General features: G+C 61.7%; 19 protein-coding genes. 11 read left to right on the top strand and 8 right to left on the bottom strand.

Annotated features, from left to right (window positions below):
- Positions 1 to 324: 324 nt before the first annotated feature.
- Genes PVW51_RS15780 through PVW51_RS15750 form a run of 7 tightly spaced genes read left to right on the top strand, consistent with a single transcriptional unit; the run spans position 325 to position 5,692 of the window.
- Positions 325 to 1,026, top strand: coding sequence for a response regulator transcription factor (locus PVW51_RS15780; RefSeq protein ID WP_269367341.1), 702 nt, complete (start codon positions 325 to 327; stop codon positions 1,024 to 1,026).
- Positions 1,027 to 1,059: 33 nt separating this feature from the next.
- Complete coding sequence (locus PVW51_RS15775) at positions 1,060 to 2,742, top strand: sensor histidine kinase (protein ID WP_274575992.1); 1,683 nt, start codon at positions 1,060 to 1,062, stop codon at positions 2,740 to 2,742.
- Positions 2,739 to 3,170, top strand: coding sequence for an HPr kinase/phosphorylase (locus PVW51_RS15770; RefSeq protein WP_274576039.1), 432 nt, complete (start codon positions 2,739 to 2,741; stop codon positions 3,168 to 3,170). The genes PVW51_RS15775 and PVW51_RS15770 overlap by 4 nt, the downstream gene beginning before the upstream one ends.
- The gene (rapZ, locus tag PVW51_RS15765; RefSeq protein WP_274575991.1) at positions 3,167 to 4,084 is read left to right on the top strand and encodes an RNase adapter RapZ; all 918 of its coding nucleotides are present in this window, start codon (positions 3,167 to 3,169) and stop codon (positions 4,082 to 4,084) included. Before PVW51_RS15770 ends, rapZ begins: the two co-directional genes overlap by 4 nt.
- Positions 4,081 to 4,473: a PTS sugar transporter subunit IIA gene (locus PVW51_RS15760; RefSeq protein WP_269367344.1), complete on the top strand. Its 393-nt coding sequence runs from the start codon at positions 4,081 to 4,083 to the stop codon at positions 4,471 to 4,473. The genes rapZ and PVW51_RS15760 overlap by 4 nt, the downstream gene beginning before the upstream one ends.
- Before the next feature lie 17 nt (positions 4,474 to 4,490).
- Positions 4,491 to 4,760, top strand: a complete 270-nt coding sequence (locus PVW51_RS15755) for an HPr family phosphocarrier protein (protein WP_114273646.1) — start codon at positions 4,491 to 4,493, stop codon at positions 4,758 to 4,760.
- 56 nt (positions 4,761 to 4,816) lie between these two features.
- On the top strand, positions 4,817 to 5,692 hold the full coding sequence (locus PVW51_RS15750; RefSeq protein WP_269367355.1) for a lysophospholipid acyltransferase family protein: 876 nt from the start codon (positions 4,817 to 4,819) through the stop codon (positions 5,690 to 5,692).
- A 22-nt stretch (positions 5,693 to 5,714) separates the two neighbouring features.
- Here PVW51_RS15750 and PVW51_RS15745 read toward each other — a convergent pair whose 3' ends face one another.
- On the bottom strand, positions 5,715 to 6,590 hold the full coding sequence (locus PVW51_RS15745; protein ID WP_114273644.1) for a 3-hydroxybutyryl-CoA dehydrogenase: 876 nt from the start codon (positions 6,588 to 6,590) through the stop codon (positions 5,715 to 5,717).
- Positions 6,591 to 6,748: 158 nt separating this feature from the next.
- On the opposite strand from PVW51_RS15745, the gene PVW51_RS15740 reads away from it, so the two are divergent.
- Positions 6,749 to 7,579, top strand: coding sequence for a DUF6473 family protein (locus PVW51_RS15740; RefSeq protein ID WP_274575990.1), 831 nt, complete (start codon positions 6,749 to 6,751; stop codon positions 7,577 to 7,579).
- Positions 7,580 to 7,647: 68 nt separating this feature from the next.
- On the opposite strand, the gene PVW51_RS15735 is transcribed toward PVW51_RS15740, so the two are convergent.
- The 6 genes from PVW51_RS15735 to PVW51_RS15710 all read right to left on the bottom strand — a co-directional run bounded on the left by PVW51_RS15735 (position 7,648) and on the right by PVW51_RS15710 (position 11,813).
- Positions 7,648 to 8,574, bottom strand: a complete 927-nt coding sequence (locus PVW51_RS15735; protein ID WP_274575989.1) for an electron transfer flavoprotein subunit alpha/FixB family protein — start codon at positions 8,572 to 8,574, stop codon at positions 7,648 to 7,650.
- Complete coding sequence (locus PVW51_RS15730) at positions 8,574 to 9,332, bottom strand: electron transfer flavoprotein subunit beta/FixA family protein (RefSeq protein WP_114273641.1); 759 nt, start codon at positions 9,330 to 9,332, stop codon at positions 8,574 to 8,576. The genes PVW51_RS15735 and PVW51_RS15730 overlap by 1 nt, the downstream gene beginning before the upstream one ends.
- Positions 9,333 to 9,499: 167 nt before the next feature.
- A complete protein-coding gene (locus PVW51_RS15725; RefSeq protein ID WP_269367347.1) occupies positions 9,500 to 10,075 on the bottom strand; it encodes a cob(I)yrinic acid a,c-diamide adenosyltransferase in 576 nt (191 codons plus the stop codon).
- Positions 10,075 to 10,281 carry a twin transmembrane helix small protein gene (locus PVW51_RS15720; RefSeq protein ID WP_114274395.1) on the bottom strand — a complete coding sequence of 69 codons (207 nt, stop codon included), beginning with the start codon at positions 10,279 to 10,281 and terminating at the stop codon, positions 10,075 to 10,077. Before PVW51_RS15720 ends, PVW51_RS15725 begins: the two co-directional genes overlap by 1 nt.
- Before the next feature lie 55 nt (positions 10,282 to 10,336).
- Positions 10,337 to 11,167 carry an SDR family NAD(P)-dependent oxidoreductase gene (locus PVW51_RS15715; protein WP_274575988.1) on the bottom strand — a complete coding sequence of 277 codons (831 nt, stop codon included), beginning with the start codon at positions 11,165 to 11,167 and terminating at the stop codon, positions 10,337 to 10,339.
- A 61-nt stretch (positions 11,168 to 11,228) separates the two neighbouring features.
- The gene (locus PVW51_RS15710) at positions 11,229 to 11,813 is read right to left on the bottom strand and encodes an SH3 domain-containing protein (RefSeq protein WP_274575987.1); all 585 of its coding nucleotides are present in this window, start codon (positions 11,811 to 11,813) and stop codon (positions 11,229 to 11,231) included.
- Between the two features lie 247 nt (positions 11,814 to 12,060).
- Here PVW51_RS15710 and parC point away from each other — a divergent pair, with 247 nt between their 5' ends.
- From parC to PVW51_RS15695, 3 genes are all read left to right on the top strand, one after another.
- Positions 12,061 to 14,379: a DNA topoisomerase IV subunit A gene (gene parC, locus PVW51_RS15705; protein ID WP_274575986.1), complete on the top strand. Its 2,319-nt coding sequence runs from the start codon at positions 12,061 to 12,063 to the stop codon at positions 14,377 to 14,379.
- A gap of 93 nt (positions 14,380 to 14,472) precedes the next feature.
- The gene (locus PVW51_RS15700; protein WP_443288250.1) at positions 14,473 to 15,741 is read left to right on the top strand and encodes a DUF898 family protein; all 1,269 of its coding nucleotides are present in this window, start codon (positions 14,473 to 14,475) and stop codon (positions 15,739 to 15,741) included.
- The gene (locus PVW51_RS15695) at positions 15,738 to 16,832 is read left to right on the top strand and encodes a M48 family metallopeptidase (RefSeq protein WP_274575984.1); all 1,095 of its coding nucleotides are present in this window, start codon (positions 15,738 to 15,740) and stop codon (positions 16,830 to 16,832) included. The genes PVW51_RS15700 and PVW51_RS15695 overlap by 4 nt, the downstream gene beginning before the upstream one ends.
- Positions 16,833 to 16,849: 17 nt before the next feature.
- Here the strand turns inward: PVW51_RS15695 and PVW51_RS15690 are convergent, their stop codons facing one another.
- Positions 16,850 to 19,357 carry a toll/interleukin-1 receptor domain-containing protein gene (locus tag PVW51_RS15690; RefSeq protein ID WP_274575983.1) on the bottom strand — a complete coding sequence of 836 codons (2,508 nt, stop codon included), beginning with the start codon at positions 19,355 to 19,357 and terminating at the stop codon, positions 16,850 to 16,852.
- Positions 19,358 to 19,402 lie beyond the last annotated feature (45 nt).

The following is a 19,402-nucleotide window of genomic DNA, read 5'->3' as shown; positions in this document are numbered from 1 at the left end:
GCGACCATCTAGGGTCATGCAGCGCCTCTTAACACGAGGTTTCAAGATAAGAACAGGCAGGTTTGTCGCAGTTAGCGCCATCATGGCAAACTTTGGCGGAAAGGGTGCTCAAAGAGGTTCCGGGCAGGCGGTGTCCGGGACGGGCAGGCCGGCTGATGTCCATGAAAAAGTGCGGCAATTTAGCCATTCCTAACCAAATTGTGGCCGAATTATGGGTGGAAGCGCGGTGATTCGTAGTTAGAGATTGATTCGGTGGCCACATTCGGGGTTCTATAAATCAAAAATCAAAAACGAATGTTGAGCAGCATAAGAAGGAAGCGGGCAATGTCTAAAATTGCATTGGTTGACGACGACAGGAACATCCTGACGTCCGTCTCGATGACTCTGGAAGCCGAAGGTTTCGAAGTGGAAACCTATAATGACGGGCAGGCGGCACTTGACGCCTTCAACAAGAAACTGCCGGATATGGCAGTTCTTGACATAAAGATGCCGCGCATGGACGGCATGGACCTGCTGCAGCGGCTGCGCCAGAAAACGGCGATGCCGGTCATCTTCCTGACCTCCAAGGATGACGAGATTGACGAGGTTCTGGGCCTTCGGATGGGCGCGGACGACTACGTCAAGAAACCCTTTTCGCAGCGTCTTCTGGTTGAGCGCATTCGCGCCCTGTTGCGCCGTCAGGATGCGGTGGAGACCGGCGAGGTCGGCGATACCGAAGAGACAAAGGTGATGGAACGCGGCGATCTGCGCATGGACCCGCTGCGGCATGCGGTCAGCTGGAAGGGCAAGGAAGTGTCCCTGACCGTGACCGAGTTCCTGCTGCTGCAGGCTTTGGCCCAACGCCCCGGTTTCGTGAAATCCCGCGATCAGCTGATGGATGTGGCCTATGACGATCAGGTCTATGTCGATGACCGGACCATCGACAGCCATATCAAGCGCCTGCGCAAGAAGATGCGGACCGCTGACGACGAATTCTCGGCGATTGAGACGCTTTATGGGATCGGCTACAGATATAACGAAGAATAGAGCGAGCCCTTGGCAATTGCCGAAAGGAACTTTGTGCGCGACACGAGCACATCTTCACGGGATGGCGATATTGTTCTAGGCGATGACTGGATCGCACCGGACAACGACGCGCCGGACGAAATGCGGGCACGCCGGGAACGGCGCGGCCTGCTTTCGTTGCGCTCGTCACCGCTGACCCGCAAGATCATCACATTCAACCTGATTGCGTTGAATGTGCTGGTCGCGGGCATCCTGTATCTGAATTCATCCCGCGACAGCCTGGCTGTTCAACGTGCCTCGGCGCTGGTCTCCGAAAGCGAGCTGATCGCAGATGTGTTCGAAGCGCAACTGCCCAGCAATGCGCCGGTGAACCTCGCCACCGGCGATGGTGTGGATGTCGCCGCCACGCTGTCCGCGCTCGACCTGCGCAGCGGCGTCGAGGTCTATGTATATGACACCGCCGAGACGCTGATTTCCCAGACCGAAGGCAAGATGGGCAGCCCTTCTGAGGTCGCAGAGCATACCTTGCTGACCGATGGCCTGAACTGGCTGTGGGCGAAATTATCGGCACCGTTTGGCGGCCCGGATGACGCGGAAATCCCTATTGAGGACAGGCTGAAGTCCATGATCCCCGGTGCGGCGGCAAGCGGGACCCAGATCGAAAACAACTTTGACGCTGACGGTGGCACCCTGTTCACCGTGATGACGCCGATCCTGCAAAACGGTCAGCCCGTCGGCTTTGTCGCGATTGCTTCGGCGGCGGGGGAGATTGACCGCCTGGTCCGGGGCGAGCGCGAGCGCGTGTTGCAGATGTTCGTTATTGCCACGCTGGTGTCCATCGGGCTGAGCCTTGTTCTGGCATCGACCATTGCCAACCCCCTCGCGGACCTGTCTGCTGCGGCGGAGCTGGGGCGTGACAAGAACGCGCGCAAGGTAAACCCCGGACGGATTCGCATCCCCGATCTGACCGCGCGACCGGATGAGATCGGCCGCCTGTCAGGGGCGTTGCGCGGCATGGTTTCGGCGCTTTACAACCGGATCGACAGCAACGAACAATTTGCCGCCGACGTGGCACATGAAATCAAGAATCCGCTGGCCTCTCTGCGGTCCGCCGTGGGGACGCTGCGGATGGTCAAACGTGACGATCAGCGCGAAAAACTGCTGGATGTGATCGACCACGACGTGCGGCGCCTCGACCGGCTGGTCAGCGACATCTCCAACGCCTCCCGGCTGGATTCGGAACTGGTCAAGGAAGAGGAAGAACAGTTCAACCTGCTCAAGATGATCGGAAACCTCAGCGAATTCCTGGGCGAGGAAGCCAGGGGCAAGGGGATCGACTTTATCACTGATCTGCCCCCGGACCCGATCCTCGTGCACGGGCTGGAGGCGCGGCTGGCGCAGGTATTCGTCAACCTGATCACCAATGCGATTTCCTTCTGCGAGGACGGTGATGCCATCCGGGTCTGGGCGCGCAAGCGGGAGAACCGGGTTCTGGTCGTGGTCGAGGATACCGGCCCCGGCATTCCGGAACAGGCACTTTCCAAGATCTTCACCCGGTTCTATTCGCAACGCCCCGAAGAGCATTTTGGCAATAACTCCGGCCTCGGGCTGGCGATTTCCAAGCAGATCGTCGAAGCGCATGGCGGTGTGATCTGGGCCGAGAACATTCGCCCGACAGAGGCGGATATCACCTCTGACCCGCTGGGCGCGCGCTTTGTCGTCGGGTTGCCGACCTGAGCGGAGAAACCGACATCCTGCATGCCAGCACGGTCCGCATCGCGGATCGCGGGGTGTTGATCATCGGGCCTTCGGGGGCCGGAAAATCCGCCCTGGCGCTGCAATTGATTGCGCTTGGTGCGACATTGGTCGCCGATGACAGAACGCGGGTTTCCCGGCGCGGTGATGGCGTGATCGCGGATGTGCCCGAAAGCATTGCCGGGATGATCGAAGCCCGCGGCCTGGGCATCCTGCGGGTGCCAGGTGCCGGGCCGACGCCGCTGGCGCTGGTTGTCGATTTGTCCCGGGCAGAGCAGGACCGGTTGCCGCCGGCCCGGACCCACCAGGTGCTGGGGTTGGATATTCCCTGCCTGCACCGGGTCGACGGCCCGCATTTCGCCGCTGCCATCTTGCTTTATCTGCGGTGCAGCATAAGTTCTGAGCAATGAACGATAGTGATTCAGCCGGGTCTGCCGACCGCCGCGCCACGCATCCGCATATCGTGCTGGTCACGGGACAAGCTGGTGCGGGGCGGTCGACTGCACTCAACGTGCTGGAAGATGCGGGTTATGAGGCAATAGACAATCTGCCCCTGCGCCTGATGCCGGCCTTGCTGGCCGCGCCTGCGCGGTCAAGCCCCATGGCACTGGGCATTGATCCGCGCAACCGGGATTTTTCGCTGGATGCGATGATGGATCTGCTGCGCCAACTGGCCGCAGCCCCGGATCTGACGTCGGAACTGCTCTATCTCGATTGTTCGACCGAAGTGCTCTTGCAGCGGTTTTCGGAAACCCGCCGCCGCCACCCCCTGGCCCCCGTGGACCAGCCGGAAGAGGGCATCCGCCGCGAGCGTGACCTGCTGGCGCCGATCCGCAACCGCGCGGATGTGCTGATCGACACGACATCCTACAGCGTGCACCGCCTGCGCGAGGATATTGAAAAGTGGTTCGTCCCCGGTGGTCAGCATCACCTTGCGGTTTCGGTGCAGTCATTCTCCTACAAGCGCGGCGTGCCGCGCGGGGTCGATATTGTCTATGACTGCCGTTTCCTGCGTAATCCCCATTATGAAAAGCAGCTCAAGGCGCTGAACGGGACAAACGCCGCTGTTGCCGATTACGTCAAGCAGGACGCCCGGTTCGATACCTTTGCGCAGAAGGTGCTGGAGCTGAGTATTTATCTGCTGCCCGCCTACCGCGAAGAGGGGAAATCCCATATTGCCATCGCCTTTGGCTGTACCGGCGGGCAACACCGTTCTGTGACCATGGCCGAAGACCATGCTTTGCGTCTTGCAGAGGCAGGGTGGCCGGTGTCAATAAGGCATCGCGAACTGGATCGCCAACGAATAGCAGAGGCACCATCTTGATCGGCATTGTGATTGTAGCGCATGGAGGATTGGCACAGGAATACCTGTCGGCGATCGAACATGTCGTGGGATCGCAAAACGGCGTGCGTGCCATTGCCATTCACGCCGATCATGACCGCGATGCCAAACAGGAAGAAATTTGTGAAGCGGCCGATGAGGTCGACCAGGGGACCGGTGTGGTTGTCGTGACCGATCTGTTCGGCGGTTCGCCCTCCAACCTGTCGTTGCTGGCCTGCAAGCAGGCCAACCGGCGGATCATCTATGGCGCGAACCTGCCGATGCTGATCAAGCTGGCCAAATCCCGCCAGATGGATGTACCGGATGCCGTGCGCGCGGCGCTTGAAGCTGGTAAGAAGTACATCGACAGCCAGAACGTGAGCGCGCAGTAGAAAGTCCAAGTCCTGAAATGACAGATATTTCCCTCAAGATTATTAACGTAAAGGGGCTTCACGCACGTGCATCCGCCAAGCTGGTGGAAGTTGTAGAAGCCTTCGACGCCCGAGCCGAAGTCAGCAAGGACGGCATGTCCGCTTCCGGTGACAGCATCATGGGTCTTTTGATGTTGGCCGCTTCCCGTGGTACCACTATTGACATCCAGACCTCCGGCCCCGATGCAGATGCATTGGCCGAGGCGCTGACCGCATTGGTTGCGGATAAGTTCGGGGAAGGCTACTGACACCGCTGATGCGCGTATGACAAAGGTGATGTTGCTTGGTGGATGAGTCACAATCATTGATAAACCGGAACACGAGTGCGAACAGCACCCGTGCTGAAACCGTTTCGTTCAACAAGTATGATCGGCGCAGTCTTTCCTATGCGTCAACTTTTGACGATCCCTGGAAGGCCCGCTTTATCAGTGTGATGGAGATGTTTACCGGGAAACTCACCATCCTGCGCATGATCCGCCAGTTCGAAAAACGTGGCGCCCCCTCGGGACAGGCGTTTTGGCGCGCGGCCCTTGATACGATGGGGATCGACCTGACGACACCGCAGGAACAATTGGAGCGCATCCCGGCGAAAGGTCCTGTTGTCGTGGTGGCGAACCACCCCCATGGCATGGTCGATGGCATGATCTTTGCCGATCTGATCGGGCGGGTCCGCTCCGACTACCGCATCCTGACACGGTCGCTGCTGACCTCGATTGACGAGGTGGCCGGCAGTTTCATGATACCGGTGCCCTTCCCGCATGACGCTGACGCGCAGCGCAAAGGGGTCGAAATGCGGGCCAAGGCGATGGCCCATCTCAAGGATGGCGGCGTTGTGGCGCTGTTTCCCTCTGGCGTCGTTGCCTCCTCCGAGACCTGGTGGGGCCCGGCGGTCGAGGCCGAATGGAACGTCTTTACGGCCAAGATGATCCGCCGCTCGGGTGCTGCTGTCGTCCCGATGAAGTTTCCCGGCCAGAACAGCCGCGCCTATCAGATTGCCAACCAGATCAGTCCGATGTTGCGTCAGGGCCTCTTGCTGCACGAGATCGTCCATTCCTGCAACAAGCCGCAGGGCCCTATTGTCGGCCACCCGATTGATCAGGCTGAAATCGACAGATACGCCGACGATCCGCGCGGGTTCATGGCCTGGCTGCGGGCGCATACGCTGGCGCTGAAAGACTGATCAGGCCGGTCCTGCGGCCGACCTAACGGGTCGGCACAGGCGTGTCGCCGCGATAATCGTAGAAACCCCGCTGGGTCTTGCGGCCCAGCCAGCCCGCTTCGACATATTTGGTCAGCAGGGGGCAGGGCCGGTATTTGGTATCCGCCAGCCCGTCATGCAGCACGTTCATGATCGCAAGGCAGGTGTCCAGACCGATGAAATCGGCCAGTTCCAGCGGCCCCATCGGATGGTTGGCCCCCAGTTTCATCGAACTGTCGATGGATTTGACAGACCCCACACCTTCGTAAAGCGTGTAGACGGCTTCGTTGATCATCGGCATCAGGATGCGGTTGACGATGAAGGCGGGGAAATCTTCGGCGCTGGCGGCGGTCTTGCCCAGCTTGTCCACCACATCGGCGCAGGCCTTGAAGGTTTCCTCGTCGGTGGCGATCCCACGGATCAATTCGACCAGTTGCATCACCGGCACAGGGTTCATGAAGTGAAACCCCATGAATTTCTCCGGGCGGTCGGTCCGGCTGGCCAGCCGGGTGATCGAGATCGAAGAGGTGTTCGAGGTCAGGATCGTCTCTGGCTTCAGATGCGGGATCAGGTCCTCGAAAATCGCCTGTTTCACCGTCTCGCGTTCTGTTGCGGCCTCGATGATCAGGTCGCTCTTGCCCAGGTCGGTCAGGGTGGTGGTGGTTTGAATGCGCGCCATCGCCGCCGCCTTGTCCTCGGCTGTGATCTTCTCGCGGTTGACCTGCCGTTCAAGGTTTCCGTCGATGATCTCGACCGCTGCGCGCAGGGCGTCTTCGGAGACATCCGTGAGTTTGACGTCATAGCCGGCCAGCGCCATCACATGGGCAATACCGTTGCCCATCTGACCTGCGCCCACGATACCGATTGTCTGGATGTCCATGGCCCGTCCTTTGTCTGAGTTCGGCACACATTAGTGCGCGCGGGGCCCGAGCCGCAAGGGCTGCAGGTGTCTAAAAGGCTCGGCAAATTCTTCCATTTACAAAATCGCAAGCGGAGGTGGTGCAGGGTGCGGATGGGTGAGTTAAATGAGGTGGGTTTATGACCTATGATGTGCTGGGGCCGGGGGCCCTTGATTATCAGCCGTGTCGGTATGCCAATTCCAAGCTTGTGTTCCGGGGGCCGCAACGCAATCTGCAAGAGCCCTATATTGCCTTTCTGGGCGGGACAAAGACATATGGCAGGTTCATCGAAAGGCCCTTTCCCGCATTGGTCGAGGAGGGGCTGCGCAAGCCCTGCGTGAATTTCGGTCTGCCCAATGCGGGCATTGATGCTTTCACGCTTGATCCCTTTGTCATTGATGCGGCAGCGCGGGCCGATGCGGTTGTGGTGCAGGTCATGGGCGCACAGAACATGTCAAACCGGTTCTACACGGTCCATCCGCGCCGGAACGACCGGTTTGTGGCGCCGTCACCCCTGTTGCAAACCATCTATCCAGAGGTGGATTTTGCGGATTTTCATTTTACCAGGCACATGCTGGGGCACCTTCATCAGGTGTCGCCGGAACGGTTCGCGGCGGTCCGCAGGGAGTTGCAGCGCGCCTGGATTGCGCGGATGAAACTGCTGTTGGGCCATGCCGGAAGGAAGTGCGTTCTGCTCTGGTTTTCCGACCATGCCCCGGCAGAGGATGACGGCGAGGGCATGGAGCGCTGCGGTGCCGGTCCCTTGTTCGTCACCCGCATGATGCTGGAGCAGGTCGCAGCGGATGCGACCGATCTGGTCGAAGTGGTCGCCTCTGCCGCTGCGGTACAGAAGGGGACAGAAGGGATGATCTTCAGCCCGTTGGAGGAGATGGCGGCGGCGCAGATGCTCGGGCCACAGGCACATGAGGAATGTGCCGCCAGATTGATCGGGAAAATGGGTTCTCTTTGACACAGAAAGGCCCGCCAGTGGCGGGCCTTTGAGCGTTCCGAAATGGCCAGCCTGGCTGGCCGGTCAGATCACAGTTTTCCCAACAGTTCCGGCACAGCCTCGAAGAGGTCGGCAACCAGGCCGTAATCGGCGACCTGGAAGATCGGGGCTTCTTCGTCCTTGTTGATCGCAACGATGATCTTCGAATCCTTCATCCCCGCAAGGTGCTGGATCGCACCGGAGATGCCGACCGCCACATACAGCTCGGGCGCGACCACCTTGCCGGTCTGGCCAACCTGCCAGTCGTTCGGGGCATAGCCCGAATCGACCGCCGCACGGGACGCGCCAACGGCGGCGCCCAGTTTGTCGGCCAGTTGCTCGATCAGCTTGAAGTCTTCTTCCGAGCCGACACCACGGCCACCCGACACAACGATCCCGGCCGAGGTCAGCTCGGGGCGGTCGCTGGCGGCAACCTTGTCTTCGACCCAGGACGAAAGGCCGGGATCAGCCGCTGCGCCCACCGTCTCGACCGGGGCAGAGCCGCCGGTCCCGGCCGCATCGAAGGTCGATGTGCGGAAGGTGATGACCTTCTTGGCGTCTTTCGACTTCACGGTCTGGACCGCGTTGCCTGCATAGATCGGGCGTTCGAACGTGTCGCCATCCACAACGCCGGAAGCGTCCGAGATGATCATCACGTCCAGCAGCGCCGCAACGCGGGGCATCACGTTCTTTGCGTCGGTGGTGGCGGGGGCGACGATGTGCTCGTAATCACCGGCCAGCGACACGATCAGCGCCGCCGTGGATTCCGCAAGACGGTGACCCAGCGTTGCATCCTCGGCGACCAGCACCTTGGACACGCCGTCGATTTTCGCGGCGGACTCGCCTGCGGCAGCAGCAGATCCGCCCGCGCAGAGAATGGTCACGTCACCAAGAGATTTGGCGGCGGTCACAGTCTTGGCGGTGGCGTCCATTGCCAGTTCGCCATTGTTGACCTCGGCAAGAAGCAGAACAGCCATTACACAACTCCCTTTTCTTTGAGCTTCGCCACCAGCGTGTCCACATCGGGCACGATTTCCCCCGCTGCGCGGGCCTCGGGCTCTTCTGTCTTCAGAATTTCAAGCCGGTTGGCGACTTCGACCCCGTAGTCGGCAGGCGTCTTCTCATCCAGCGGCTTTTTCTTGGCCTTCATGATGTTGGGCAGCGAGGCATAGCGCGGCTCGTTCAGACGCAGGTCAACCGTCACCACGGTGGGCATGGTCACCTTGATGGTCTGCAGCCCGCCGTCCACTTCGCGCGTCACAACCGCATGGTCGCCGTCAATCGAGACTTCGGAGGCAAAGCTGGCCTGCGACCAGCCCAGCAGCGCCGAAAGCATCTGGCCGGTGGCGTTCATGTCGTTGTCGATCGCCTGCTTGCCGCAAAGCACCAGGCCCGGCTGCTCTTCGTCCACGATCGCCTTGAGGATCTTGGCAACGGTCAGCGGTTCGATGTCCTGATGCACGTCGTCGGTCGCAACCACCAGGATCGCCCGGTCCGCACCCATCGCCAGCGCCGTGCGCAGGGTTTCCTGCGCCTGCTTCACACCGATGGAAACAACGACGATCTCTTCCGCATCACCCGCTTCTTTCAGGCGGATCGCCTGTTCGACCGAAATCTCGTCAAACGGGTTCATCGACATCTTCACGTTGGCAAGATCAACACCGCTGCCATCCGATTTCACGCGGACTTTCACGTTATAGTCAATCACGCGTTTGACAGGCACCAATACCTTCATGTGCGTTCTTCTCCTTGGTTGCTGCACACCCACATAGGGCGGGCGATGGAATTGTCTCGTGCTGGTTTAGCGAAACCTCAAGGGGCGAAACAGGGAAAAATCGGCATTTTCCGCAGTGAAGACGCCGCGTTCTGACCTGTTAGCGCTGGCAATGGGTCGCTCGGGTCCTAGTCCCGGTTGGCGCCCGGCACCCACAGCACGTCATCCTTGCCACCGTTGTTCGCCATCCGTGCGGCGACAAAGAACCAGTCGCTGAGCCGGTTGAGGTACTTTACCGCCGCGCTGTTCACGTCGCCCTGCTCTGCCAGCAGAACGGTCAGACGCTCCGCCCGGCGGGCAACCGTGCGGCAAACGTGCAGATGAGCCGCCAGCTTGCTGCCACCGGGCAGGACAAAGCTGCGCAGCGGTTCCAGCTCGGCATTCATCACGTCGATTTCCTGCTCCAGCCGGTCGACCTGGGCCGCGGTCATCCGCAGGGGCGGGTATTCGGCCTTGTCGTCCGATGCCATGTCCGGCCTGCACAGGTCGGCACCCAGGTCAAAGAGATCGTTCTGAATGCGGCTGAGCGCCTTGTCGGTCTGGCCTTTCGCCTCAAGCCGCGCCACGCCGACAAAGCAGTTCAGCTCGTCGCAGGTGCCATAGGCTTCCACCCGGTCGCTGTGCTTGGCAACACGGTCGCCATTGCCCAGTGCGGTTGTTCCGGCATCGCCGGTGCGGGTATAGATCTTGTTGAGGACAACCATCAGTCCGCTCCTCCGCGTAGCCAGACGAAGCCCAGGATCAGCAGGACCGCGATGAACTGCGCGAGAATCCGCAAGCGCATCAGCTTGTTCGCATTGCGCTTGTTGAATTCGCCGCCACCGGCAAAGCCGCCAAGGCCGATCAACAGGACAACTGCAACAGCCACAACAGACAGAAGCACAACGATGAACAGAGGGTCTTCAAACATGATCATTCCCTTTCCCTGGGTCGGGATGTAGCGGCGATGGCCTTGAACGCAACCTTTATCCTGCCCCCATCACCCGGTCCAGCAGGGCGGTGGGCAGCAGGCGGCGCAGCATCCCCGCCAGATAGGTCGGGGTCGTGACATAGTATCGCGCCCGGGGGCGGGTGGCTTCACAGGCATGGGTCAGGCGCTTCAGAACCGCTTCCGGCCCCAGTTCGAAACGATCCGGTCCGGACGATTCGTAGAGCCGTTTCAGCAGGCTGCCACGGTATTGTGCCGCGCGGGGGGAGGCCTCCCAATCAATCCAGCGTTCGAAATGCGGGATCGAATTGACCCGGATCTTCGAGGTCACGGGCCCAGGCTCGATCAGGCAGATGTGCAGGCCGGTGCCGTGCATTTCAAGGCGCAGGGAATCGGTCAGCCCTTCCAGTGCGAATTTCGTCGCACTATAGGCGCCGCGCCAGGGAATTGTGACCATGCCCAGCACGGAAGAACATTGCACGATCCTTCCGCGACCCTGTGTCCGCATCACCGGGATGACCGCGCGTGTCAGGCTGTGCCAGCCAAAGAAATTGGTTTCGAAGATGCTGCGCAACCCCTCGGTCGGCAGGTCCTCCACCGCGCCGGGCAGGGCGAATGCACCGTTGTTGAAAAGCGCGTCCAGCGTGCCGCCGGTTGCGGCAAGTACCTCGTCCAGTGCTGCGCGGATGCTGTCCTCATCCGCGTAGTCAAGGCGCGGGGCCTCGAATCCGGCGGCAATCAGGCGGTCGCAATCTGCCTGTTTGCGGCAACTGGCAAAGACCCGCCAGCCGCGCGCCCGCATGCCATGGGCGCAGGCTTCGCCGATGCCGCTGGAACAGCCGGTAATCAGGATGGAACGTGCCGACATGAAAAGGCCCCCGTGGTGGAGGCCTTTCTTCGCGCGGGTCGGATGCTTTGGCAAGCCGGGGTCAGCCCCCGGTCAAAAGGAAATCCGCCATCCAGCCTTCGGGGCCGCCATCAAGCGGCTGCATCTTCACCCAGCCATCGCCATTGTCCAGAACGACGCGCACGGCGTCACCTTCGGCAAGTTTTGTCACAACGCCGAAATTGGTGCCGGGCCCGCCCCGCACGTTCACACGGTTGCCCGAGACAATGCGAATGTCGCCTTCGGTGCTCGAATAGGATGCGGTGCTCAAACCATCGTTGGGATTGATCAGGCTGGGGATGATCGCGGGTGTATCGGCACTGGATGTCAGGCTGCCGACGTTCTGCGGCACACCGCTGTCATCCGCAGTTACGGCGGCATCGGTCACTTCGGGGTCGACAGAACCGCTGTTTTCCAGAATGTCGCTGATGGCGGTCAAATTCAGTGAAACCCGGGTCACGCTGTTGTCATCAGGGGCGTTCAGGGGCGGATCGGTGTCAACGAAAGCGGTTTCGGTGCCGGGCTGTTTGGCAGTACTGGTGACGACCGTCTGCTCCTGCACCTGCGGCGCCGGGTTCATGCGTGCGATCTGAACGCTGCGCGGTTCAAAGTCCGCTCCGCCGCTCATTTCGTAGAAAGCCCAACCCAAAAAACCGAAACTCAATAAAATAAATCGCTTCATGACACTCCCCAATGTACACGAGTTACAACACTAACACATAAGTCACGCGTTTAGGTTCCCTAGTTGAAAAATATTCCGGAGGGACCGGGGAAAAAGCAAAATTCGGTCCCCCGTGGCGCAACTGCCGCAATGCGGTAAAATGCGGCCATTCCAGCGCTTGCCGCCCAAGCGCCCCTTGGATAGAAAGCCCTCCATGTCAGATGTAACCGACCCCCCTCAGGCGGACCCGAACAATGTGTCCGAACCGCTGCGCCGCGCACTTGGCGACAGGTATCTGACCTATGCGCTCAGCACGATCATGCACCGCGCGCTGCCCGACGCGCGGGACGGGCTGAAGCCGGTTCACCGCCGTATCCTTTTTGCGATGCGCGAGTTGCGGCTGTCCTCGACCGGCGGCTTCCGCAAGTCGGCCAAGATCTCGGGCGACGTGATGGGCAACTATCACCCGCACGGCGATGCAGCGATCTATGACGCGATGGCGCGTCTGGCGCAGGATTTCAACGTGCGCTACCCGCTGGTCGACGGGCAGGGCAACTTTGGCAACATCGACGGCGATAACCCCGCCGCCAGCCGTTATACCGAGGCGCGGATGACCGCCGTTGCCGAGGCGATGCTGGAGGGGTTGAACGAGAATGCTGTCGATTTTCGCGAGAATTACGACGGCACGCTGACCGAACCGGCGGTACTGCCCGCGCAGTTTCCGAACCTGCTCGCCAACGGGTCCAGCGGGATCGCTGTGGGCATGGCCACGAATATTCCGCCGCATAACATCGCTGAGCTTTGCGATGCCTGCATTCACATGATCAAGGTGCCCGATTGCCGGGATGATACCCTGCTCAACTTTGTGCCCGGCCCGGATTTCCCGACCGGGGGCGTCATCGTGGAACCGGCCGAGAATATTGCGCAGGCCTATCGCACCGGCAAGGGCGGCTTTCGCCTGCGCTGCCGCTGGGAAGTGGAAGACCTGGGCCGGGGTCAATGGCAGATCGTGGTCACGGAAATTCCCTATCAGGTCCAGAAATCCAAGCTGATCGAAAAGATCGCCGAGCTGATCCAGGCCAAGAAGATCCCGATTCTGGGTGATGTCCGCGACGAATCCGCCGACGACGTGCGTCTGATCATCGAGCCGCGCTCGCGCTCCGTGGATCCGGATGTGCTGATGGGGATGCTGTTCCGCAATTCCGATCTGGAAGTGCGGTTTTCGCTGAACATGAACGTGCTGATTGATGGCGTGACGCCAAAGGTCTGCAGCATGAAGGAAGTGCTGCGAGCCTTCCTTGATCACCGCCGGGAAGTGCTGCAGCGCCGGTCCGCGCACCGGATGGAAAAGATCGACCATCGGCTTGAGGTCCTGGAAGGGTTCATCGTTGCCTTCCTCAACCTGGATCGCGTGATCGACATCATCCGCTATGACGAAGACCCCAAGGCCGCGCTCATGCGTGAGGACTGGGGCAAGGACCACGTCCGCGCGATGGACGAAAAGGACTATGTTAGCCCCGCCCCGGGCGAGGGCGAATTGTCCGAAGTGCAGGTCGATGCGATCCTGAACATGCGCCTGCGCTCCTTGCGGCGGCTGGAAGAGCTGGAGCTGCTGCGCGAGCAATCCGAACTGATGGAAGAACGCGCCGGGCTGGAGGATCTGCTGGAAAGCGAAGACCTGCAGTGGGACAGCATCACCGAACAGCTGCGTGCCACCAAGAAGCAATTTGGCAAGGACTGGATCATTGACGGCGTCGATTGCGGACAGCGGCGCACCACTTTTGCCGAGGCAGGCGTGGTGGAGGACGTGCCGATCGAGGCCATGATTGACCGCGAGCCGATCACCGTTGTCTGTTCGGAAATGGGCTGGATCAGGGCGATGACCGGCCATATCGACCTGACCCGCGAATTGAAATTCAAGGACGGCGACGGCCCCCGGTTCATATTCCACGCCGAAACCACCGACCGGCTGCTGGTCTTTGGCTCCAACGGGCGGTTCTACACGATCTCTGCGGCCAATCTGCCCGGCGGACGCGGCATGGGCGAACCCCTGCGTCTGATGGTGGACCTGCCCAACGAGGTGCGCATCGTCGATCTGTTCATTCACCAGCCCGACCGCAAACTGCTGGTCGCCTCGACCGCAGGCGACGGGTTTGTCGTGCCGGAAGCGGATGTCGTGGCGCAGACGCGGAGCGGCAAGCAGGTGTTGAACGTGCGGGGCGATGTGAAAGCGCTGGTGTGCAGGCCCGTCACGGGCGACCGTGTCGCGGTGGTGGGCGAGAACCGCAAGGTGCTTGTGTTCGGTCTGGACGAACTGCCCGAGATGGGTCGGGGCAAGGGCGTGCGGCTGCAGAAGTACAAGGACGGCGGCATGTCCGACGCCACCACCTTTGACGGTGCCACGGGCCTGACCTGGCTTGACCCCGCTGGCCGCACCCGGACAGAGATCGAATTGACCGAGTGGACCGGCAAACGGGCCTCCGCCGGTCGTATGGCACCGCGCGGCTTCCCCCGTGACAACAAGTTCACCTGATCCGGGTTGCCTGGCATGAGCGATACCGCCGTGCCAGACAGCCCCTGGGCCGCCCCACCGCAGGCAGCACCCGCGCAGCTGCAGCCGGATGGCATGCAGGTTGAATTCACCGGCCGCCGCTGGCCGCTGTTCTGGCTGGCGCTCAAGACCGGTTTCTTCACCATCCTCACCCTGGGGTTCTATCGCTTCTGGATGAAAACGCGGCTGCGGCGCTGGTACTGGTCCGCGATCCGGCCCGGCGGGCATCCGTTGGAATACGTGGGCGATCCGCTGGAAAAGCTGCTGGGATTCTTCATCGCGGTTGTGGTGCTGACATTTTACATCGGCATCGTGAACCTGCTGCTGATGTTCGTCAGCTTTTCGGTCTTCAATTCTTCCTGGCTGGGATATCTTGCCAGTTTCGCAGGGGTCATCCCGATCTGGTTCTACGCCCGTTACCGCGCCCGGCGCTATGTGCTGGCCCGGACCCGCTGGCGCGGCGTGCGCTTTGGCCTTGAAAAAGGGGCTTGGGGCTATGCCGGGCGGGCGCTGGTGCATTGGGCGGTCACGATCCTGACGCTGGGCATTCTCTGGCCCCGGATGACATTCGCGCTGGAGAAATACCGCACCGACCGGACGTTCTTTGGATCCGCCCGGCTGGTTCAGCAGGGACGCTGGCAAATGCTCTACCGTGCGGCGGTGCCCTTTATCGCGGTGGTGGTCGCGGGTACGGCACTGGCCCTGTGGATATTGGTGATTGACCCGATCACCCCTGATCTGCTGTCCAATCCGGGCTCCCTGCCGTCGCGGTTTGTGACAGCGCTGCAACTTGGCCGCTGGCCGCTTGGCTGGGAAAGTCCGGAGCGGCTGTGGGCGGTTCCGGTCCTCATGGCGGGGCTGGTCTACGGTGCGATACATTACCGATGGGTGGCCAAGCGTATCATGGCCAATCACAAGGCCGCCTATGGCGTGACCTTTGCCTCGCGCCTGCAGGGACCGCGCATCGCGATGATCTATACGCTGGGCACCTTCATCTCCTACCTGGTGCTGGTGCTGGGCATCGCCTTGTTGGTGGTGCTGAGCATTGCCATGTATGGCCCGACTGCCTGGCTGGAAGGGGCCAATGCTGCCGGGCTTGGCGGGTTAGGCAACCTGCCGCGCTGGTTGTCGTTTGGTATCCTCGGGGTGATCTACCTGTCGGTCTTCCTGCTCTGGGGGGTGTTGCACAATACGTTCGTCACCTTTCCGATCATGCGTCATATGGCGCGGACGACAACCCTGCCGGTCACGGCAGGTCTGCAGGCGATCAGCCAGCGCGACCGCGACGCCTTTGCCGAGGCCGAAGGCTTTGCCGAAGCGCTGGATCTGGGGGCCGCGATATGAGCATCGGATTTGACGCCATGGGGGCGGCCTTTTTCGAAGGTGACAGGCCGGTGGCCGAGGAGGTCAGCCTGCATATCGCTTCGGGCATCCTCCAGATCGGGCTGGATGACGGGCGCATTCTGCGTTGGCCCGTCGAGGATGTACGGCAATTGCCGGATACGGCTGGAAAAGGTGGCGCAGTGCTATGGCTGAAGGGTGACCCGCTCGCGCGGCTTTTCGTGACCGACACCAGCCTGCTGACACATCTGCCGAACCGGTTGCGCCGCACGCCGCCAAAGGGCCGCGGCCGGCTGGCCGCCTGGGCGCTGGCGGCGGTTGCGGCTGTGGCCCTGCAGATTGGTGTTCTGGTTCCGCTGCTGGCCGACAACATGGCGGCCTATATTCCGCCCGCGGGGGAACGGGCGCTGGGCGAGGCGACATTCGGCCATATCCGTGAGGCGCTGGATGATACCGGCCTGAACCCGGTGCCGCTGTGCGAGGCCTCCGAAGGCGTGGCCGCGCTGGAGCGGCTGGTGGCCCGCCTGGACGCGCCGACAAATGACGTGCCGCAGATCAATGTCGCGGTACTGGATCACCCGATGGTCAATGCCTTTGCGCTGCCGGGCGGCTTTGTCGTGCTGTTTCGCGGGCTGATCGAGGCGGCTGAAAGCCCCGATGAGGTCGCGGCGGTGCTGGCCCATGAGATTGGCCATGTGGTCAGCCGTGACCCCACCCGCCATGCCTTGCGGTCTGCCGGGTCCATCGGTGTGCTGGGATTGCTGTTTGGCGATTTCGCCGGCGGTGCGGCGGTATTGTTCCTGACGGAGCGGCTGATCGCCGCGCAATATTCGCAGGAGGCCGAGGCGGGTGCGGACAGTTTTGCCCATGACGTGCTGGCGCGCGCCGGTGTCAGCCCCGGCGCATTGGGTGACATGTTCGAGAGCTTTCGCCGCAAGTATGGGGACCGCGACGGCGTGGCGGCGCATTTCCTGAGCCATCCAGCCCTGGGTGCCCGCATCAAAGCGGCGCGGGCGGCGGTCGAGGCGGGAGCCGCGTATGACCCGGCGCTGAGCGGCGAGGATTGGGCCGCCCTGCGCACAATCTGCGACTGAGGCCTGGTCAACGCGACCTAGAACGCCGCCTCTACCTCTTTCATCAGCGGATGGGTCAGCCCGATCTTGCGAAACGTGTCAAAATCCTGCTGGACGACTTCTTCCCATGGATCGCCGTCGATCTCTTCGCCCCGCCCGGCAAGAAAGATTTCTTTCGCAGCGTCCGTCTCTTCCTGAAACATCAGCGCATAGGCCAGATGGGCGGCAACGCGGCGGTTGTCGGGTGCTGCCTCAAGCGCCTCCCGTGCCAGGGTTTCAGCCTTGTCCAATCGTGAAAACAGCACATCCCCGAAAGAGACAATCGCCGCCTGTCTGGCAAAGAGATCACCGGCCACGCGCAGGTCATCGGCCAGATCGCTGTCTTGCGGAAAGGCCGCCACAAGGCTGCGCGCATGATCCAACATCTCGCGATAGCCTTCCAGGGCGGCGTCATAGTCTTTGCTTTCTTCCTGAAGGGCGGCAATTTCATACAGGCTGCCCGTGACGGCGCGCCGGGTGCCGGGATCGCCGGGCAGCAGTTCTGCCGCGCGCCTGCGCCAGTCCAGCGCCTTTGCGTGATTTTGCCGGGCGCTGTCCGGATCATCCGTCTGATTGGCATGGGTTCCCAGGCTGAAGAACACCATGCCAAGGTCGCTGGCATATGCCGGATTGTCGGGCTGTGCTGACGCCAGCGTGGCAAAGATTTCGCCCGCCGCCTCAAACTGCGTTTTTGCGGCCTCGGGATCGTCCATGAGTTCGGCAAGCTGTGCCAGGCGCATTTCGACCTTGCCCAGTTCATATTGCCACTGCAGGTCGATGGGCGAGATCAGAACGAGACGCTGGATGGTGCGACGCCCCTGCTCAAAATAGGCTTTTGCCGCCGCGTATTCTCCGGCCTTCTGGTCCGCCGTGCCCGCATCGAACAGGCTGACCGCCAGATCGTGCTGCCAGCCCTCATTCAGAGGGTCGCCTTGCGCCAGGGCCCGCGCCAGGTCGAGGCGCTGTTCGAGATAGGTCCGGCTTTGATCGGCATCGCCCTCAGCCCGTGCAATAGCGGCCAGAGCCTCCAGCAGGACTGCGGTTTCATGTTTGAACGCGGCATTCTCAGGGGCCAGCCCAACCAGGGTTTCGCGTATTTCGAGCGCCTGTTCCAGCAGGTCCCGGGCCGCAGCGGGCGTGTCGCGTGCCTGAGCAAGGCTGGCCAGCGATTTCAGGCTGTCGGCATATGCGCTCTGCCAGTCCGGATTCGCGGGCTCCCGGCTGAGCAATGCGGCGCGCAGGTCGTGGGCTTGCGTGAACAGGACCTCCGCCGCACTCAGGTCATTCTCGTTCAATGCGCGTTGGCCCAGCTTGTCCAGGATCGCCGCAGTACCCGCCCCATGATGGCCCAGCGAGGGGTCCACATCGTCCAGCGTCAGGGACAGATCAAGTGCCGTTTCGTAGTGCTCCCGCGCTTCCGCAGGGTTTCCTTCGGCCATTGCAAGGTCACCTAACCGCTCTGTCGTGACCGCGAGGGCATGCTGGCGACCCGTGTGATCGGGTGTTTCCGCAAGAAGTGCCATCTGTTTGTCCCGCGCCCCCTGATAGGCTTTGCGCGAAGATTTGAGGTCGCCGGAGTGGAAGAGCGTGTCGCCGACACGGGTCTGCGTCATGGCCGCAGTTGCCCGCAAGGCGCGGTCCCGGGGAAAGTTCTGCATCAGGGTGCCGTGCAGATCCTGGGCCTGCACCAGAATCCTGCGCCTGGTGTCTGCGGGGAAGGTGGCAGAGGAGAATTCCTGCGCCAGCTCCGATAGCAAGGTGCCAGAGGCCTCAGTGGCGCTGCGCAGGGCGGCTTCGGCCATGCGTTCGCCGTCGCGCGCCGCATTGCGCTGGGTCCAGCCCACAATGCCCAGGATGCCGACAACAATCAGGGCCGCGACCGCGCCAAGGGCTGTTCTGCGTTGGCGCCGGGCCGTGGCCCTGCGGCTCTCCAGGATAAAGCGACGCTGTTCGGCCGTCGGTTGCGGCGCGTCCTCTAGTTGCTCTGCCAGCCAATCCTCGGCGGCGTGCAGTGCCGGCCCGTGCAGGGCCTGCGTGCCGGGCCGCGCCGCCGCAGTCCAGCGATGGGCCAGGGTGGCAAGGCGTGTATGTTCCCTGATCCAGCCGATATCGGTGGCCATGGCCGATCTGATGTTGTCCACCGCTGTGGCAAGATCATCGTGGTCGGTTGCATGGATGTAGTTCAACCGCGCCAGCGCTGTCGGCACCGTGCCATCAACGTGATCCACCACAACGGGGATGATGCGCTTGTTCAGGCTGTCGGCGAGGTCAAACTGCCATGCGCAATCCTCGGAAGCTGCGGACCGGGGGCTGAGGGCAAAGAGGAATATATCGCTGCTGCGGATCAATTCTTCCAGGTGCCTGCGCGATTCCGGCGCGTCCGGGCTGTCTTCGGTGCCATGAAAGACCGTGAGACCGGGCTCATCCGCGAGGGAGGCGCAGAGTGTTTCCACCTTTTCCCGGTCATCGGGGGAATAGGAAATGAAAAGTCTCGTCTCTTCCGACATGTTGCCTGTGCCCGGTTACCCGGGCGCATCTTGCGCCCTGGCCCG

Source organism: Sulfitobacter sp. PR48, assembly GCF_028807335.1.
Lineage (GTDB): Bacteria > Pseudomonadota > Alphaproteobacteria > Rhodobacterales > Rhodobacteraceae > Sulfitobacter.
The sequence above is the reverse complement of the archived record's forward strand: the minus strand, read 5'-3'. Positions and strand labels throughout refer to the sequence as shown.

What these genes read in the sequence shown, in the direction of transcription:
- PVW51_RS15780 (WP_269367341.1), top strand. Translation starts at nt 325, where the DNA reads ATGTCTAAAATTGCATTGGTTGACGACGACAGGAACATCCTGACGTCC.
- rapZ (WP_274575991.1), top strand. Translation starts at nt 3,167, where the DNA reads ATGAACGATAGTGATTCAGCCGGGTCTGCCGACCGCCGCGCCACGCAT.
- PVW51_RS15755 (WP_114273646.1), top strand. Translation starts at nt 4,491, where the DNA reads ATGACAGATATTTCCCTCAAGATTATTAACGTAAAGGGGCTTCACGCA.
- PVW51_RS15745 (WP_114273644.1), bottom strand. Translation starts at nt 6,590, where the DNA reads ATGGACATCCAGACAATCGGTATCGTGGGCGCAGGTCAGATGGGCAAC.
- PVW51_RS15740 (WP_274575990.1), top strand. Translation starts at nt 6,749, where the DNA reads ATGACCTATGATGTGCTGGGGCCGGGGGCCCTTGATTATCAGCCGTGT.
- PVW51_RS15735 (WP_274575989.1), bottom strand. Translation starts at nt 8,574, where the DNA reads ATGGCTGTTCTGCTTCTTGCCGAGGTCAACAATGGCGAACTGGCAATG.
- PVW51_RS15730 (WP_114273641.1), bottom strand. Translation starts at nt 9,332, where the DNA reads ATGAAGGTATTGGTGCCTGTCAAACGCGTGATTGACTATAACGTGAAA.
- PVW51_RS15725 (WP_269367347.1), bottom strand. Translation starts at nt 10,075, where the DNA reads ATGGTTGTCCTCAACAAGATCTATACCCGCACCGGCGATGCCGGAACA.
- PVW51_RS15720 (WP_114274395.1), bottom strand. Translation starts at nt 10,281, where the DNA reads ATGTTTGAAGACCCTCTGTTCATCGTTGTGCTTCTGTCTGTTGTGGCT.
- PVW51_RS15715 (WP_274575988.1), bottom strand. Translation starts at nt 11,167, where the DNA reads ATGTCGGCACGTTCCATCCTGATTACCGGCTGTTCCAGCGGCATCGGC.
- PVW51_RS15710 (WP_274575987.1), bottom strand. Translation starts at nt 11,813, where the DNA reads ATGAGCGGCGGAGCGGACTTTGAACCGCGCAGCGTTCAGATCGCACGC.
- parC (WP_274575986.1), top strand. Translation starts at nt 12,061, where the DNA reads ATGTCAGATGTAACCGACCCCCCTCAGGCGGACCCGAACAATGTGTCC.
- PVW51_RS15700 (WP_443288250.1), top strand. Translation starts at nt 14,473, where the DNA reads ATGCAGGTTGAATTCACCGGCCGCCGCTGGCCGCTGTTCTGGCTGGCG.
- PVW51_RS15695 (WP_274575984.1), top strand. Translation starts at nt 15,738, where the DNA reads ATGAGCATCGGATTTGACGCCATGGGGGCGGCCTTTTTCGAAGGTGAC.
- PVW51_RS15690 (WP_274575983.1), bottom strand. Translation starts at nt 19,357, where the DNA reads ATGTCGGAAGAGACGAGACTTTTCATTTCCTATTCCCCCGATGACCGG.